Genomic DNA, 15,228 nt, shown 5'->3' with positions numbered 1-15,228 from the left:
CGGTTGCCGCTGCAGCAAGGCCTTGAGCAACTCGACGGTCTCTGGCCACAGCGGGCAGATGCGTTCCCTGCGGCCCTTCCCAAGCAGTCGCACGCAGTTCGGTGTGTCGAATCGGATGTCGGCAGGACAAAGATTGAGCACCTCTTGTATCCGCGCACCCGTGTTGTAGAGGAGCCATAGCAGCGCGTAATCGCGTTGTCCTTCCAGCTGGGTGCGATCCGGCTGCGCCAGGATTGCCTCGATCTCGTGCATGTGGAGCTCATGGCGCACCGGCATCGGCGCCTTCTTAGTCGGAATTCGCAGCACCTCGGAACACTGCTCGATGGCCGTGGGGTCACGCTCGGCGACGAAGCTGAAGAAGCTGCGCAACGCAGCGAGACGACAGTTGCGCGTGCCGATAGAGACCTTGCGCTCGCGCTCGCTGTGCTGCAAGAACGCAGCGACCTCGGTTGCGTTCAGCGCTTGCAGCGTGAGCTCGGCGACACGACAACGTCGGCGCTCAGCGACAAAGCGCAGGAACAGTCGCCAGGCGTCTCGGTAGGAACGTATCGTGTGGGCGGAAACGTTGCGCTGTTCTGCCAGCCGCTCATAGAAGAAGGTCCGCAGCAGTCGCGGGAAAGGATCGGCCGGCTTCATCATGATGTTCTCCCGGGGGTGTGCACCTGATGAAGCACCAGTTGTCGGAACCGCTCGCTGGCGAGCTGCAGCAGTTCCTGCGTCACGGTCAAGTAGACGAGCGTGGAGTTGATGTCCTTGTGGCCTAGGTAGGTCGCCAGGTACGGCAGCCGCGCCTGAGGATTGATTCCGTGGCGATACCAGGAAAGCATCCGGTAGACGACGAAAACGTGCCGAAGGTCATGGATTCGAGGCCCGCAGCGTCCCTGTTCGGGCTTGAGTCCGGCGCGTCTCAACACGGCCACCAGCATCTTCTCGATCATCACCCGCGAGTAGCGACCGGCAGCCTGCTGATGCCAGAACAAGCCGCTGTCGCCATCCTGCGGTGCTCCGGCGCGTCGTCTCGCGTCGAGATACTCGCGCAGCGCTGCCACCACACTGTCGGACAGGGGCAGGCTTCTGGATTTGAAGAACTTTGTCTCGCGAACTTCCAGCATGCCCGTGCTGAGGTCGACGTCCCGAAGATCCAGGCGCGCGAGTTCACCAAGACGCAGTCCGGCGCAACAGGCGAGCACGAGCATTGTGTACAGCGCAAGTGGGCGGAGCGGAGCGCGAGGAGATGGGAAGGCGCGCGCGGTGTCGAACAACAACTGCAGCTCTTGCGGAGTATAGATGTACGGACGCCGACGTTCCCATTCGATGCGGTGCTTCAGTCGACGATCCGACGGCGGCAGCGCGACGCTCGGATCGACACGTCGCCATGCGCGCAACAGGGCGCGTCCCGCCTGTTGGCACTCCCAGGCGTGGTTCAGCGTCCGGCCCTGTGCGGCCCACTGCTGCAACAGTACCGCCGGCGGTCGCCCCGCGAGTTCCGGACGACCTTGCAGGAACCGGTCGAAACGCAGGAGCCAGCCCGACTGTGTCTCATAACGGTAGCCGACCGCGCGCATGAGCTCCACATGCTCGCGCAGCATCTCGCCGAGAAAGCTGGCGAACCGAGCCGGCGGGCGCAGAGACTCGAGCGCCTGCAGAGGGTCGGCTGCGAGCAGCGCACGCGCGATTGGCGTGCCGTATCGTTGACCATAGCAAGAGCGCAGCTCCGCCAGCGGGTTGTGCGAAATCATGCCCTCCGACTGGAGATAGTCCAGAAAGCGATCAACGATGCGCGCCCGGTGCAGCACCATGTGGACAGGCGAGTGCCGCGCGCGCTCCAGCAGCCACCCCTGCATGGTAGAGGTGCTGACTGCGGCATCGCCACGTTGCCGCACGAAACGCTGGAACCCGCGCAGAACACAACGGTAGACTTTGGCCGCATCGCGACTGCGCAGCCCCAGGTGACGTACATGACGCTCGATCGCGTCGCCTTCATCGTCGAGCCACGTGTTCATTGCGGCTCCTCGGTCAGGAGTTCGCTGATCTCCAGGGAGATATCGCGCAGTTCATCGACAGCGAGCTTCAGGTACGGCGTCACCGAACTCGATGAGCGATGGCCCAGCACGTCCCCAATCACCTTCGGCGACACCCCGCTGCGCAATAGGCTTATGGCACGCGCGTGCCGGAAGGCATGCGGGCCGCGCTTGCCATTGGTTTGCACGCCTGCAGCGTCGAGCCGCCTGCGTAGTGGCGTGTACAGGCTCGAGCCGCTGGCAAAGCCACGATATGGAGCGTGTGCTCGGATGAAAACCTCTCGCGCACTCGTTGCAGGTCGGCCGCGGCGCAGGTATGCCAGCAACGCGGCTCCGACCGCCGGTAGCAATGGCAGAACCGATTCCGAGTTGGTCTTGGAATGGCGGACGTGTAAGCGATCGCCCCGCCAGTCGATGTCGTCCAGCCGCAAGCGTGCAATCTCTCCCGCGCGCAGCCCGTAGTCGGCGAGCAGCAAGACGATCGCGTGGTCGCGCAGACCCTTCGGTGAGCGATCCGCACGGCAGATCCGCAAGACGGCGTTGATCTGCTGCTGCGACAGCGTCGACGGAATCGACTCATATGCGTAGAGCGTGGGCGCCACCACGCATGCGGCGAAGTCGCGCGAGATCCTCCCAGAGGCGTGCGCAAAGCGCATGAAGCAGCGCAACCGCTGCGCCAGCGATTTGCGCGAAATCCTCCTTAGCGAGCCGGATCGCGCCTGCATGTACGCGTCGATATCGGCGATCGTCAGTCGCCCCAGTTCGTCCACCGACACCGCACGTTCGAGATACCAGTGCATCAACCGCCGCGCTTCCGCGACCAACTCGTGAATATAGTCGGAAGCCAAGCCTCGCACATCATCGAGCCACCGCTCATACTCGGTGCATAGCTTCTGGCTGAACGCCTCGGATGCGCTACTTGCTTGGGGAGCGGGTGGCCACGTGCCCGTGGCCATCCTCAACAGCTGGTGAATGCCGGCAGTGTGCGAAGCACGCCAGTGTTCGAGGGACCGTGGCGCGCGCCCGTGGCGCCGCTCAAAACGGCGGAGCTCGCAGCGCAGGTACATCGCCACATGGGCCGGCTGCACGGCTGCTATCGCAAGGCCTCGCTGCTTGAGGTAGCGGAGGAACTTCCGCGCGACGGCGGACTGACGGTTGATCGCGTTGACGCAATAGCCGGCGTCGATGAGAAGCTGCTTCAACTGCGCAACTAACGCGATGTGCTGCGGACATACATGGTCTGACATGGTGTCTCCTTGGATCGGGGGGAATCCCTGCCAAGGTGTTACACCCGCCAAATCCTCAGGAAAAGCCTTCTTAAGAAGGCGCACCCTAGCGAACGTCGCCGGGCCCGCAGCTCTGCGTCACATTACTGACTCCTCGCGATTACCCGAGCTGCTTGTGCCGGATAACCCGCGCGCGCTGGTGGCTCGCCCTGACCGGTATGAGCCAGTGCTGTCCCGTACTGCGGAGGACTTCGTCCATCACTACGGCACGGCTATGCTGCCGGCGCGTCCGCGCAAACCGCAAGACAAAGCCAAGGTCGAGACCGGCGTGCTGATCGTCGAGCGGTGGATTCTGGCGCGGCTGCGCAATCACCGCTTCTACAGCTTGGGCGAGCTCAACAAGGCTATCAAGAAGCTCGTCGCCGACCTGAACGACCGACCGTTCAAGAAGCTGCCTGGCACGCGCCGGGAGTGGTTCGAGCGATTGGACCGGCCAGTGCTGCGACCGCTGCCGCCGCGGCGCTATGAGGTCGCAACATTCAAACAGTGCCGCGTCAACGTCGACTACCACGTCGAAATCGACGGACACTACTACAGCGTGCCGCATGCCCTGGTGCGCAAGGCGGTGGAGGCCCGCGTAACCCGCCACACCATCGAGATTCTGTACGGTGGCAAGCGCGTGGCGCTGCACGCGCGCAATACCCGCAAGGGCAGCCACAGCACGGTCAAGGAACACATGCCGGCGGCGCACCGCGCCCACCTCGAATGGACGCCGGGCCGGCTGCTCAACTGGGCAGCCTCGATTGGGCCCAGCGTCGCCGTCATCGTCGAATACCAGCTCACCCACAAGAGCCATCCCGAGATGGGCTATCGCGCCTGCCTGGGTCTGCTGAGTCTGGCCAAGAAGTACAGCAAGGAGCGGCTCGAAGCCGCTTGCGCCCGCGCCGTCGCCATTGGCTCGCTCACGCGTAAGTCGGTGGTCTCCATCCTTGAAAACCATCTGGACCGGCAAGCCACTCTGCCGGTATCGCAAGCCGAGTGGCATTCCCCCATGCACGACAACGTGCGCGGACCCGACTACTACCATTAGGAAAACTATGCTGATGCAACACACCGTCGGCCAGCTCAAGGCCCTCAAGCTCGACGGGATGGCGCGGGCCTTCGAGGAACAGTCTGCTCTGACCGCCAGCTCCAGCCTGCCGTTCGAAGAACGCTTCTCCATGCTGGTCGACCGGGAGATTGCTTGGCGCGACACCCGGCGCCTGGAGCGGCTGCTGCGCTCGGCCAAGCTCAAGCACACCCAGGCTTGCCTCGAGGATGTGGTCTATGACGGCAGCCGCGGCCTTGACCAGCGGCTGGTCGCCAGCCTGGCCAGTTGCGACTGGATCCGCAATGCTCAGAGCCTCATCCTGACCGGGGCGACCGGTGCCGGCAAGTCCTGGCTGGCTTGTGCGTTTGCTCAGCAGGCCTGTCGGCAGGGATTCTCTGCGCTCTATCTGCGGGTGCCGCGACTGTTCGAGGAACTGCAGATCGCCCACGGCGACGGGAGCTTCACCCGCCGCCTGGCGCAGCTCGCGCGCATCGATGTCCTGGTGCTGGACGACTGGGGCCTACAGGAGCCTTCTGAAAGCGCACGCGGCGATCTGCTGGAAGTTCTGGACGATCGCGTCGGCACCCGCTCGACCATCGTGACCAGCCAGCTCCCGATCGAGCATTGGCACCAGTGGTTGAATGATCCGACGCTGGCTGACGCCATCTTGGACCGGCTGGTCCACCAGGCGCACAAGGTATCGCTCAAAGGCGAATCCATGCGCAAGCGCTCGGCTACCGACGTCAAGAAACAGGCATCGTGATCACCTACGCTACAATCTCCTGACCGCGCAGTACCACCTTCCTTCCCTGATCACGTTCGCCGAAACCGCTGATCACCTTCACCGAAATCCGCAGTTGGATCAGGTCCCAGTCGATGGACTGACGGCACAGGCGCTCGATATGGTCGTATCGCCGGCGCCGGTCCGCACCAGGTCCTTGATATTGCGCATGCGCGGCATCAGGTTGATGCCCAGCAGGTAGGACAGACCAAACACCGGCCCACTCTGCGCCTGAGTGTCACCGTGAATGGTATCCGGTTGGATCTCAGAGCCATTTTTGATGAGGCCGTCCAAGATGTACACCGCCTCATGCACACCGCACGGAATGAAGTTGCTGAAGAGCGCGATGTACATGTCGGAGACATGGTAGTAGCCAATCCCGCCATACCCGCCATAACGGATGTGGTACTCCGACAGCAGATTTTGCTCATACAGAGTCCACTTCGTTCCATCCGCGGACGCGCGTTTGCCACTACCCCAGTACTTTGGTAGCGCGAATTGATTGTATGCGTTGATGACCTTCACGATGGCCTTGTCGAGCCGTTCCTCCGTGACGTGACGCAGGTTCAGCCAGGCAATTTGCTTGCGGCTCAGCCCCTTGACGGATCGTGCCGTTTGGCTCGGCCCCAGATTGCAGCCGTAGCAGAACAGCGTGCAGATAACTCGCTTGCGAGGGTCATCGAGCTTGGCATCGAAGCCGGACAATGGACCGAACAGCCTATGCAGATTTAGCCATTGCTCCGTTTCAGTCAGCACGTCAAGGATGCTGATCTGCGGCATCGATGTGGTAATGGCCTGGTCGATCAGCATCATGTTGGGCGGGTCAGGCTCCTTGCCGGGCCGGTGGATGATCAGCCCCTGTTCTCCAAATTCAATGCCGTCGTTCTCGGGGAAGTTGGCATCTACCTCGTCGAGGGCCGTGCTCAGTTTGTCGGACAATGTTTTGACGAAGCTCTTGCCATCCGTTGGCAGGCCAACGATGTCACAGTAATGCGGTAACTCCCGTTCGAACACCTCCTCGGATACCTGATGGAGGCGGAAATCGTCAAAGCGGTCGCTGCCCTCCACGTAAAGGTCACCCGAGTTCAGTTCACGCATGACCTGATCGAACACGCATAGCTCAAAGTACCTGCGATGGAGCAGACGACTACTCCGGCCGTCCGGAAAGATGGCTTTTTCCCACTTGGCCGGGAGCCAGTCGAGCGGAAGGTTCAGCAGGTCGTCGTCAGTGAGTTGTAGATATTCGCGGTGCGAGGCCCGGAAGCCCTGTATCCAGGCCAGCGCCACCAGGACCGTCTTGTCCTGCGAACTGGATCTGAGCGGCAAGACCTCAAGGCACTGAAAGAGCAGGGAGCGCTGCTGGCGGTACGGCGCGAGCATGAATGGAAGATCGAAGTTGCCAGCGTACGCGATATGCTCATTGCAGCGGGCAAGCGCACCTGCTGCATCGTTACCGAGGACCTCACGCACCTTATCCAGCCGGAAGATATCGGCAATGCCGTCATCCTCGAGAACCTGCAACACATCACGGAACTGGCTGACCAGGTCTTCCAAGGAGTCGGCATGCGCAAGCTGATATTGCTGCAGTCGGGTCCTGGCGAGGCCCTCGAGCTTGCGCATGACCTTGATGAAGATTTCGGCCACATCGTCGAGCGCCTTCTGTAACTGCGCGTGAATGAAGAGCACTGCTAAAGTGAATCGCTTGGCTGGCTTGAGCGACCTGAGTTCAGCAATGTCAAGCGCCCGGGCCTCCGTCACCAGTTGCGCGCGTTTGGACACGGATAGCAACGCTGGCGCCTGCGGCAGACCGTCGGCCAGGGTTCGCAGGGCTTGGATGTGTTTGAGGAAGCTTGCGATTTCGCGTGCGGCGGGGCGCTTGGGCTCACGTTTGAGCTGGTCCCAACCGGATTGGTCGGCCTGACCGTCAAACAACGCCTCAATCCGAGCGATCTGCGAGTCATCGAGCGCATCAGCGATGGCACGATAGATGGCTTCATTGCACCGGCTGCGGGCCTGGGTGGCCATTCGGTGAAGACTGGCTAATGGAGGCAGTTCGCACCGTAGCCGGATCAGCTCTTCGATCAGCACGTTGATGATGTCGGGCAATTCGACCTTGGTGTGGGCCGCATCGGTTGCGAGCGCCTCCAGCCATTTCAGCGTGTTCACGTCGATCGGACGAATGTGGAGATACCCGCGTAGCAACTTCTGATGGCGGGAGCGGGTGCCAGAGGCATCGTAGCGCTTGACCGTTGCGCGGGGCAGGGCAGATGCTCGCAGTGCTGCGCGCACGTGATCGATCACGATAGGTGGCACGTCAACCAGCATGGGGAAGTAGCCAAGGCGCTGCAGCAGTTTGAGCTGGACGAGAATCAGCACAGTTGTTGAGGTCCGACGGGACTGGCTGCGCGCGAAGCGGATCTCGGTCGGTGTCGGCGTGAATGCAGCGTCCAGTTCGGCGGCGGTAAGCTCAGCCGGCAGCGTCGGATAGGCGGTATCGTGGATCGGTTGCATCCTTAGCGCCGCACAACGTCCAGCTTGATGCGCCCCATGTACCGGATCTCGTCATCGTTGCAGATTGTCCTGTCGTCCCTTGCAACCGCCAAGATCTACCCCTGTTCTCAAAAAGTCGCTCCCTCCCTTGGGTCCAGTATCAAAAACCCACGAACAGCGTGCGTGCCAGGAAGCGGAATTTGCCCACCTTTGATGACAAATCGACGGGCCGTGTGAGCCTCATTCTTGCTGATATATGTCTTTTTGTGCACTCGGCGCCATTTGGTCGCTTGCTAATCAAAAGAAGGGGAGCTACGCGGGGCTCTGAGAAGGCTAGATTCCATCGATAAATCAATGAGTTGCGGGAGATGTGGCGGAAATTTTGCGAATCCCGGCCGGCCCTCTACAAAGGCTTCCGGGTATCCGCGAGAGTGCGTCACGCATCCGGTGCCGTTCTCGGCGGCGACTTGGTTCAGGCAACAGCGCCGCATGCCTGGAGGCGATCCGCCCGTTCGCTAGCCAGCTACGCGAAACGTACAACGTGCCGGACGAAGGAAAGTAGCGAGCCTCGGCTGAAGCAATCCACCTGCAACGCGGCGCTTTGTTCGCGGCCATAGGCCGCACTCCTGTTTTTCGTCAGGAGTATGCGTCTGTAGATAAATTTTATTCTGAAGAGGAGTTTCAGCGTTCTCGATCAAAGACCGGCTAGCGACTCACCTGCGACTTGGCCTTCGATAATGTGTTCGCCGTGTTGCATGGCTGCACGCTTCGCTAACCCTAGGTCAGACCAGTGCATATTTGGAACGTGGAACACGCGCGCGCTTGTGCCGCCAGGGGGTTCACCTTCCCGGCAGATGACCACGGACGCACTGTATGAGCGGTCTGGCCGGCGCTCGTGCCATTTGCGAGGCGCGTCGAATTTATAGGCCAACGGGTAGATATCAAAGCCCTTGTAGTTTGCTGCGGGATAGTTGTCCATCGTCGCTCCAAGTATGGAAGGTTCCTGTACGTCGCTTTTCGTGAGGTCGTTCGGGTATTCCATCAAGATTAGATTTGAGACTATCCACGGTGGCCTTACTTTATGTCTTGTCTGAGTCGCGGCGGAACAACTCATAGAATCGGCTTGTGCCTCTTCAAGGCGACACACGGCTGCGCCTCAAGCCAAGCCATGAATAATATCGACAGCAAGTTTTCCATAGTGGACGGCTGCCTGCTCCGCCGCCGTGCGCGTGTAGTAATCATCCTCTTCGTCGAATGATTCGCAAAACATTTGATCGTCCCTGTCCACTGTATAGCGGATGGCCATCATGTAGCCCCATTTCGGCCCAGGTGCGCCCGTGCGAATAGAATCGGGGGAAGCCTCGAATGCCGCGAAATGTATGTACATGCCTCGATATTCCTGGCACAGCCAACTCATTCGTGCCCGCATGGTTGGCGCTCGTCAACCAGCGTATGTCTCACGCTTCGCGTTGCGATGCACGGGGTTACCGCGCTCCAGGTATTCGGGATCAAGAATGTACTCGTCTCCGTGGTTGTCTTGCAGCAATCCACGCCTCAATAAGTGCGGCGCAGCGAGAAGATCAAGGAGACGGCATTGAAGACGCGCGCGCCGTAGAAGCAGACGAGTCAATGCGGTTGGCATGGCTGCTTGAAGATCCTGCACAATCAGTTATACGGAGCTTTCCCACCGTAGTCAATGAACCTCTATCGCTCAAATCTGTAAGCGGTCAGACCCCGGGCGGGGGGGATGTTGTTCTGCGCAGTCGGATCGAAACGACGCTGTCGCGTAAGGAGGCCGCTGAGGAGCGCCTGTGCTAGGAGCGCGCGGAGCATCGAGAGGCAGCCTTGCGAACGGGTTCCAGTCGACGTGGCTAGTCGATGGTTTAGGGCAATGTGCGCGTTCTCGAATGCGTAGCTGCCTGATGCCAGCAGATTAACGTGTCAGGCTGGCGTCCGCTCGGTCGTGGCCGTTCCACGCCAGGCGCCACGCTATATTTGAGGTCTTCTCCGCCAGTCAATGGTCCTGCAGGAGCAGGAGATGGTGGGCTAGCCTGGACGGCTCGACATTGCCGAGGGCCTGCCAAGCTGAAGATCGGTCATCGAGGCCTGGAGCTCGGCGCATAGCGCCAGGAGAATTCTGTCCAACAAAGACTTGTCTCGCTGCATCTTGCACCTCGGCTCTTATTGGGCTCCGCCGTGTATTGTTGCTTCGTGGATAGGGTGCTGTGCGGAGCCAAAGGTTGTGCTCTCGTTCGGATGATCCATTCCACGGTGGTGTCAACAGTGGTCGCTATTTCGGGAGCGCGGAAACGCCGGATTAGGACTTGTGACGATAGTTGATGCGTCCCTTTGTCAGGTCGTATGGCGACATTTCGAGCGTGACGCGATCCCCCGCAAGAATACGTATGCGATTCTTCTTGAGCCGCCCGGAAGAATAGGCCCAAACCTCGAAGCCATTCTCCAGGGTGACGCGAAAGCGGTTATCCGGGAGGACTTCCGAAACCTTTCCGCCAAATTCCACCAGTTCTTCTTTAGCCAAGGATGCTCCTTTCTGTTTCAGTGGGTGCCACGCAGTGACGTGGAAGGGGTTGTAGCTTGCCGATGCGGGGACGGTTGCAAGCGCATGCGCGCCACTGCGCTTTCTGCTGCGTGGCGGGCGGCTTGCCTGGCCTTGGCTTCGGTATGGTGCGTGGCGTGCCGCATCGAGACGCTCGCGACGATGCGTTCAGCGCCGTCCTTGTACTCGGAGATCATGTAGTTCGCGAACCAGACGCCGGGCTCTTGTTGGATGGGGTAAACGGAAACGGTGAACGGAGTAATGCCGGGATTCAAATTGTTGCCTGTTCGGAAGGCGCTCGATCCCGGCGGCCGTGCCCTGCTTTCCCATGCGGGGAGGTACGCGCGTGCCCGGCGATCGGTTGCCATTGCAGAAAGTCAGTGTCGCATCCTGCGCATCATCGCAGGCGGGGAAACTGGCGTGGGATTGACCGTGCTTGCGCTACCCAGCACGCCTGGTACATGCATGCTGGTTACGGAGCGGACGTGCCGCGGGTCTGAAATGATTGCGGCTGATTGTTGCCGCGAAAGGTTCGGGTGTACACCCGTACTGCCGCCGATACTCTTTTAATGATGATGTCTGGCGGACGGCGCATTTGACATCGACGGCTGTCCACGGTGGCGAATGGTACCACTTCCGGAGATTTCCTGCCGAGTGGGCTGTCCGGGCAGGTGCTGCAGCTCCGGGGCGATCCCATGGATGGATGATCCATCAAGCCCGATCACCTTATCATGCCTCGGTCAGAGGCAGCAGGATGTCGGCATACCAGGCGGAATTCAAGCCCAGTGCTTCGTCCCGTTCAAAGTCCCGCGAGCCCACGTCCAGTCTCGCCGAATGGGTGCCGAGCAGCATCCACGGCAGCGTGCGTGTGGATGAATCGGTCCTGGGCATGCGCATGACCACCGGTGCTCCACTCGTGCCCCGATGCGTCCTCGCATCGGTCAGGAAGTAGCCATGCCCCTGAAAGCGCATGCCGAACGAGGATGAGATGACTGCCTGGCGCACGACGGGCAAATGATGAGGCGTGTCATGGAAACCCAGCGGGAAGCCGACGATCAGCACCGGGGTGCCTGCTTCGATGAGGTCACTTGGCCGATAGAGGTGGGCCGATGTAAAGGCCCGGTAGACCATGCTCGACGGCAGAGCGGTGCGGTCGAGTTCAACCACGGCCACGTCGATGCCGCCGCCACCATCCAACCCGTCGCGCCAGACACTCTTGCCGTCGCGATACAGTGGAATTGAGAAGGCGATGGACTCTGCTACGTTGTCCGGATTGACATGCAGCTCTATCTCGATCCGGTCTGGAAAGTGCTTGGTCGGCTCGTCGATCAGCACATGCCGGCTTGTCACAACGAACAGACGCTGCCCTCGCTTGAAGAAAAAGCCAGTGGCGTTTGTCTTTGCTTGTTGATCCTCGAATGTGGCAACGCGCGTGACAGCCAGCAGGATCGATTCGATCATGATTCGGTGGTTACTCCCTGCCTGCTCAACAACATGGTTGGAATGCGCCGGGGTTCAGTGAATGCCAATTCGATCGCCGTCCTTGCTTAAAAAATCGTGCTGGCGTTGGCACCGATCCACTACAGACTTGCGCTCAAGGCGCTACCTTCGCCTGTCTCTTCGCTCAACACCCGCAACCAGCCTTGTGGACCGTTGTCCTTTGCTTCGCGGTAGCGCCAGATCGCGCCGCAGTCGGAGCAGCGGAATGTGCTGATAGTGACCGTGGCAGATCGAGGAATCTTACTTCGTCGTGTATCGATGATGTGCAACGCCAGATGTCCAGGGGCATTGGAGGCGTCACGCGCCACTGCAAGACAGTTTGCGCAGAGGAACATACCGATCTCTTGTGCTGGAGGGATCCCACTGTAGCATGCGTCGCGGAACAATCCGGCACCCTTTCGTGGACGTCTTCAGTGCACTGCCCTGGCAAGTACGCTCCCATTGTTGGGAGATGTTCATTGACCACGATGCAGCATGCCTGTATAAGAATCAGTGCAGGATCTTCAAGCGTAATAACCTCGAAGCGTTAGGTACACGCCCCGGCGGCGCCGCTTTCTCTCCATGTTTCCTCCTTGATCGTCATGCCTCGCTCGCTTTTTTGGCTAGGCGAGAATTTTTAGGGAGTCCTCACATGGAAACCGGTACTGTAAAGTGGTTTAACGATTCAAAGGGTTTTGGCTTCATTACGCCAGATGCAGGCGGAAATGACCTGTTTGCCCATTTCTCCGAAATCCAGGGGAACGGGTTCAAGTCGCTCCAGGAAGGCCAGAAAGTGCGCTACGTGGCTGGAGTAGGCCAGAAGGGCCCCGCTGCGACAAAGATCGAACCGATCTAAGTCGACCGTCAACGGTACGCAAGAAGCCCCGCCGGGAAAGCCGGTGGGGCTTTTCCTTTATGGATTCACCGTGATGGGATCGGAAGGAGTAGCGTCGGGAACATGTCTTGAAGTCAGGGACTTCCCCAAAACTCCACGATTGCCACCTGGCGCAAGCACGACATTCGACCACATCGGCTCGATACCCATATGGTGTGCAACGATCCCGCCTTTGAAGCCAAAGCCGCGGTCCAAGCGTTTCTGGCTGACCATGCGAGCGTCATGACGCAAACACCTCCACGTACTCATCGTGGCTGAATTAGGTCTAGAACTGGTTTGCCCGTATCCAGCGTGACGTCATCACGCGTGCGTGTTCACCAGTACGAAGGACCTCGAAAAAAAGATCATGCGCTCCATCCGGCTACAAAAAGCTGGCCGCTCCGCTCAAATAGAAGTACTCCGATCCAACGCGCCGCATCCGGTGCGATTCTTCTGGTTCAGTGGACTAGCAGTCGTTTTGTTGCTGCTCGTCTCGGATGTTTCGGTGGATCTTTCGCAAGGCACGGAGTGCGTGGGGATCATTCGGTTGTTCCATCGTGGCGTCAACAGATCTCGCTTGATTAGCCAGGGATTCGCACACCGCGGCGCGGGATTGGCCTACGCCAGAGTCTCCCTTGCTTCTGGCTTCGTGACCGCGCATTGTCTTCCGCTCCAATGCGCGATCAGACAGGAAGCTCGCTTCATCTTTACGCACGTGTTCGCTTTTTCCAAGGACCGATACGCTGCCTTGGGGAGAGCCATCAACAATACCGTAGCCATCCGGGCATGCCGAGTCTTCGGTGTAGAGTGTCTTGCCACTGCCTTCGCAACGTATTGCATGTGCGGAGGACGCCGTTGCCAGCATCATGCCAAGGAGCGCTGCTCTAATAATTGTCATGCTAATTCTAGGTGGGCGTAGGAATGTGCTTGGCGTGTCGGAGCACGCGATGTTGCTCGAATCAACATTTGAAATCCGAAAATGCGGCATACCCTCTCGATGGCGTAAGGCAGGTGACTGTAGCATGCAGACAGTCTGTCGGTGGGTCGCATACCGGCTGAACGATTCCATAAAGCTGGTGCATCGACCGATGAATCCGCAGCCGGACTCTGACGTTGTCCCACTCGCGCACGGGCGTGCTGGCGCCAGAGGCAACTACAGACCCACTATGGCCTCTGGATCGTGCGCTTAACCTACGACAGCTTCCTGGTGCGGATTCAACCGGTCGAATGCCCGTTTGAGAACTCGATGGAACGACCGCTCATGGCCGAACCCGGTCAACGAGGGGAAGGGTGTGGCGATCGTGGTATGTGCAGCCCGTCGGGGCTCGCATATCGCACCACCGAAGAGAAGGGGTGGCAAAGCCCGCTCGGCCGGGCATGGCGGCCGAGCGAGTGCGACGTCGTCGCTATTGTCGCGAGCTGACGGCGTGCCCTAACGATCACGCCAGCGGTTCGGCCTCGATTATTCGGTATTCGTTTCCTCGACCCACCGCGCGATTGAAGACAACGGCACCGATCAACAAGACTGTCCCCACCAGATACAGGCTGAGCGCAAAGCTGTCAGTTTGCGTGTGGATGATGCCCGTGACCGCTGGCGTCACCAGTCCTCCCACCAGGCTAAGCGAGTTGATGAGAGCGATGCCGGCAGCTGCTTTGTTCTGGCCTAGCTGTGCAGTGACGGCCGCCCAGAAGGTCGGGTAGCCGGAGAAAATGCCCGCGAGCGTCAGGGACATTGCTGCTACGGCGGCTACCAGGCTCGTGATGTTCCAGGCAAGGAGCGCCATGCCCAACGCCGCAGCGATCATCGACAGGGTGCAATGCCAGCGCCGCTCCGACGCCTGATCGGAGTGCCGGCCAATGACGACCATGCCGATGCCGCCAAGCGCATAGGGAATGGCGGCCAGCAGCCCGATCGTCATGGGCGTGGCATCGGGCATCATGCCCTTCAGCAATGTCGGGATCCAGATCAATGTCGTCACGAGCGCGCACGCCATGGCGAAGTAGACGAAGATGAACGCATAGACCTTGCCGTTCGTCAGAAGCACGCGAAGGCTGTCGCCAAACCGGCTTCGGGATGCCGGTTCATTCGCCGAGACTGCATGGTGCACGAAGCGCTTTTCTTCATCGGAGAGCCACGTTGCATGGGCAGGGCGGTCTACGAAGAGAGTGCCAACCACGCAGGCCATCAGGACGGACGGCAGTCCTTCGATGAGGAACAGCCATTGCCGCGACTGCCAGCCGTAGACGCCATCCATCGTCTGCATGATCAGGCCGGAAAGTGGTCCGCCAACCAGGCCGGAGATGGCGATCGGAGTCATGAACGCCGCCACGATCTTGGCGCGGCGGTGGGCCGGGTACCAGTACGTCAGGTACAGGATCACGCCGGGGAAGAATCCCGCTTCGGCCACCCCCAGCACGAAGCGCATGACATAGAACTGCGTCGGCGTGCTGTCGAACATCGTGGCTGCCGACACGGCGCCCCAAAGGAACGTGATCCGAACAAGCGTCTTCCTTGCTCCGATCCTCTCGAGCAGATAGTTGCTGGGTACCTCGAACAGCATGTAGCCGAGAAAAAAGATTCCACCGCCGATGCCGAACACCGTGGCGGAGAAGCCAAGATCTTTTCCCATCGTGATCTGGGCGAAGCCTACGTTGAACCGGTCGATATATGCCAGCAGGTAGCACACGATCAGGATGAGGGGTGGCCGGG

At 60.1% G+C, this 15,228-nt stretch carries 12 protein-coding genes and 2 pseudogenes; 3 read left to right on the top strand and 11 right to left on the bottom strand.

The window, feature by feature from the left end; all coding sequences use genetic code 11:
• The 3 genes from AC3FKH_RS34065 to AC3FKH_RS34055 all read right to left on the bottom strand — a co-directional run.
• A partial coding sequence (locus AC3FKH_RS34065) for a tyrosine-type recombinase/integrase (protein ID WP_488680056.1) occupies nucleotides 1-639 on the bottom strand: 639 nt, incomplete at its 3' end.
• Nucleotides 636-2,003, bottom strand: a complete 1,368-nt coding sequence (locus AC3FKH_RS34060) for a tyrosine-type recombinase/integrase (protein WP_488680055.1) — start codon at nucleotides 2,001-2,003, stop codon at nucleotides 636-638. The genes AC3FKH_RS34060 and AC3FKH_RS34065, both read right to left, overlap by 4 nt.
• Nucleotides 2,000-3,268 carry a site-specific integrase gene (locus AC3FKH_RS34055; protein ID WP_488680054.1) on the bottom strand — a complete coding sequence of 423 codons (1,269 nt, stop codon included), beginning with the start codon at nucleotides 3,266-3,268 and terminating at the stop codon, nucleotides 2,000-2,002. Before AC3FKH_RS34055 ends, AC3FKH_RS34060 begins: the two co-directional genes overlap by 4 nt.
• A gap of 139 nt (nucleotides 3,269-3,407) precedes the next feature.
• On the opposite strand from AC3FKH_RS34055, the pseudogene istA reads away from it, so the two are divergent.
• Together istA and istB are read left to right on the top strand one after the other, a co-directional pair.
• Nucleotides 3,408-4,337: pseudogene (gene istA, locus AC3FKH_RS34050) on the top strand (IS21-like element ISRme9 family transposase); the annotation flags it as partial.
• A 7-nt stretch (nucleotides 4,338-4,344) separates the two neighbouring features.
• Nucleotides 4,345-5,100, top strand: coding sequence for an IS21-like element ISRme9 family helper ATPase IstB (gene istB, locus AC3FKH_RS34045; RefSeq protein WP_488678793.1), 756 nt, complete (start codon nucleotides 4,345-4,347; stop codon nucleotides 5,098-5,100).
• 64 nt (nucleotides 5,101-5,164) lie between these two features.
• Here the strand turns inward: istB and AC3FKH_RS34040 are convergent.
• The 6 genes and pseudogenes from AC3FKH_RS34040 to AC3FKH_RS34015 form a co-directional block, all read right to left on the bottom strand.
• Nucleotides 5,165-7,629 (bottom strand): annotated as a pseudogene (locus AC3FKH_RS34040) (Tn3 family transposase); the annotation flags it as partial.
• Between the two features lie 673 nt (nucleotides 7,630-8,302).
• Nucleotides 8,303-8,587: a hypothetical protein gene (locus tag AC3FKH_RS34035; protein ID WP_488678794.1), complete on the bottom strand. Its 285-nt coding sequence runs from the start codon at nucleotides 8,585-8,587 to the stop codon at nucleotides 8,303-8,305.
• 177 nt (nucleotides 8,588-8,764) lie between these two features.
• Entirely contained in the window at nucleotides 8,765-8,995 is a 231-nt protein-coding gene (locus AC3FKH_RS34030; protein WP_488678796.1) for a hypothetical protein, read from the bottom strand.
• Nucleotides 8,996-9,925: 930 nt separating this feature from the next.
• Nucleotides 9,926-10,147: a translation initiation factor IF-1 gene (infA, locus tag AC3FKH_RS34025; RefSeq protein WP_488678797.1), complete on the bottom strand. Its 222-nt coding sequence runs from the start codon at nucleotides 10,145-10,147 to the stop codon at nucleotides 9,926-9,928.
• A gap of 17 nt (nucleotides 10,148-10,164) precedes the next feature.
• Nucleotides 10,165-10,440, bottom strand: coding sequence for an isochorismatase (locus tag AC3FKH_RS34020; protein ID WP_488678798.1), 276 nt, complete (start codon nucleotides 10,438-10,440; stop codon nucleotides 10,165-10,167).
• Nucleotides 10,441-10,894: 454 nt separating this feature from the next.
• Entirely contained in the window at nucleotides 10,895-11,626 is a 732-nt protein-coding gene (locus tag AC3FKH_RS34015; RefSeq protein WP_488678799.1) for a S1 family peptidase, read from the bottom strand.
• Between the two features lie 670 nt (nucleotides 11,627-12,296).
• Between AC3FKH_RS34015 and AC3FKH_RS34010 the strand changes: the two genes are divergently transcribed.
• Nucleotides 12,297-12,500, top strand: a complete 204-nt coding sequence (locus tag AC3FKH_RS34010; protein WP_010812830.1) for a cold-shock protein — start codon at nucleotides 12,297-12,299, stop codon at nucleotides 12,498-12,500.
• A gap of 484 nt (nucleotides 12,501-12,984) precedes the next feature.
• On the opposite strand, the gene AC3FKH_RS34005 is transcribed toward AC3FKH_RS34010, so the two are convergent.
• A complete protein-coding gene (locus tag AC3FKH_RS34005) occupies nucleotides 12,985-13,386 on the bottom strand; it encodes a hypothetical protein (protein ID WP_488678800.1) in 402 nt (133 codons plus the stop codon).
• Between the two features lie 571 nt (nucleotides 13,387-13,957).
• Nucleotides 13,958-15,228 (bottom strand): MFS transporter (locus AC3FKH_RS34000; RefSeq protein WP_488680053.1); only part of this gene is annotated, 1,271 nt, incomplete at its 5' end.

The sequence above is a fragment of the Cupriavidus sp. 21MJTG02-4 genome, from assembly GCF_057798975.1.
The sequence above is the reverse complement of the archived record's forward strand: the minus strand, read 5'-3'. Positions and strand labels throughout refer to the sequence as shown.

Bases quoted from the DNA above. Each gene is read 5' to 3' on its own strand.
- AC3FKH_RS34030 (WP_488678796.1), bottom strand. From the start codon at position 8,995: ATGTACATACATTTCGCGGCATTCGAGGCTTCCCCCGATTCTATTCGC.
- AC3FKH_RS34060 (WP_488680055.1), bottom strand. From the start codon at position 2,003: ATGAACACGTGGCTCGACGATGAAGGCGACGCGATCGAGCGTCATGTA.
- istB (WP_488678793.1), top strand. From the start codon at position 4,345: ATGCTGATGCAACACACCGTCGGCCAGCTCAAGGCCCTCAAGCTCGAC.
- AC3FKH_RS34005 (WP_488678800.1), bottom strand. From the start codon at position 13,386: ATGATGCTGGCAACGGCGTCCTCCGCACATGCAATACGTTGCGAAGGC.
- AC3FKH_RS34035 (WP_488678794.1), bottom strand. From the start codon at position 8,587: ATGGACAACTATCCCGCAGCAAACTACAAGGGCTTTGATATCTACCCG.
- AC3FKH_RS34010 (WP_010812830.1), top strand. From the start codon at position 12,297: ATGGAAACCGGTACTGTAAAGTGGTTTAACGATTCAAAGGGTTTTGGC.
- AC3FKH_RS34055 (WP_488680054.1), bottom strand. From the start codon at position 3,268: ATGTCAGACCATGTATGTCCGCAGCACATCGCGTTAGTTGCGCAGTTG.
- AC3FKH_RS34015 (WP_488678799.1), bottom strand. From the start codon at position 11,626: ATGATCGAATCGATCCTGCTGGCTGTCACGCGCGTTGCCACATTCGAG.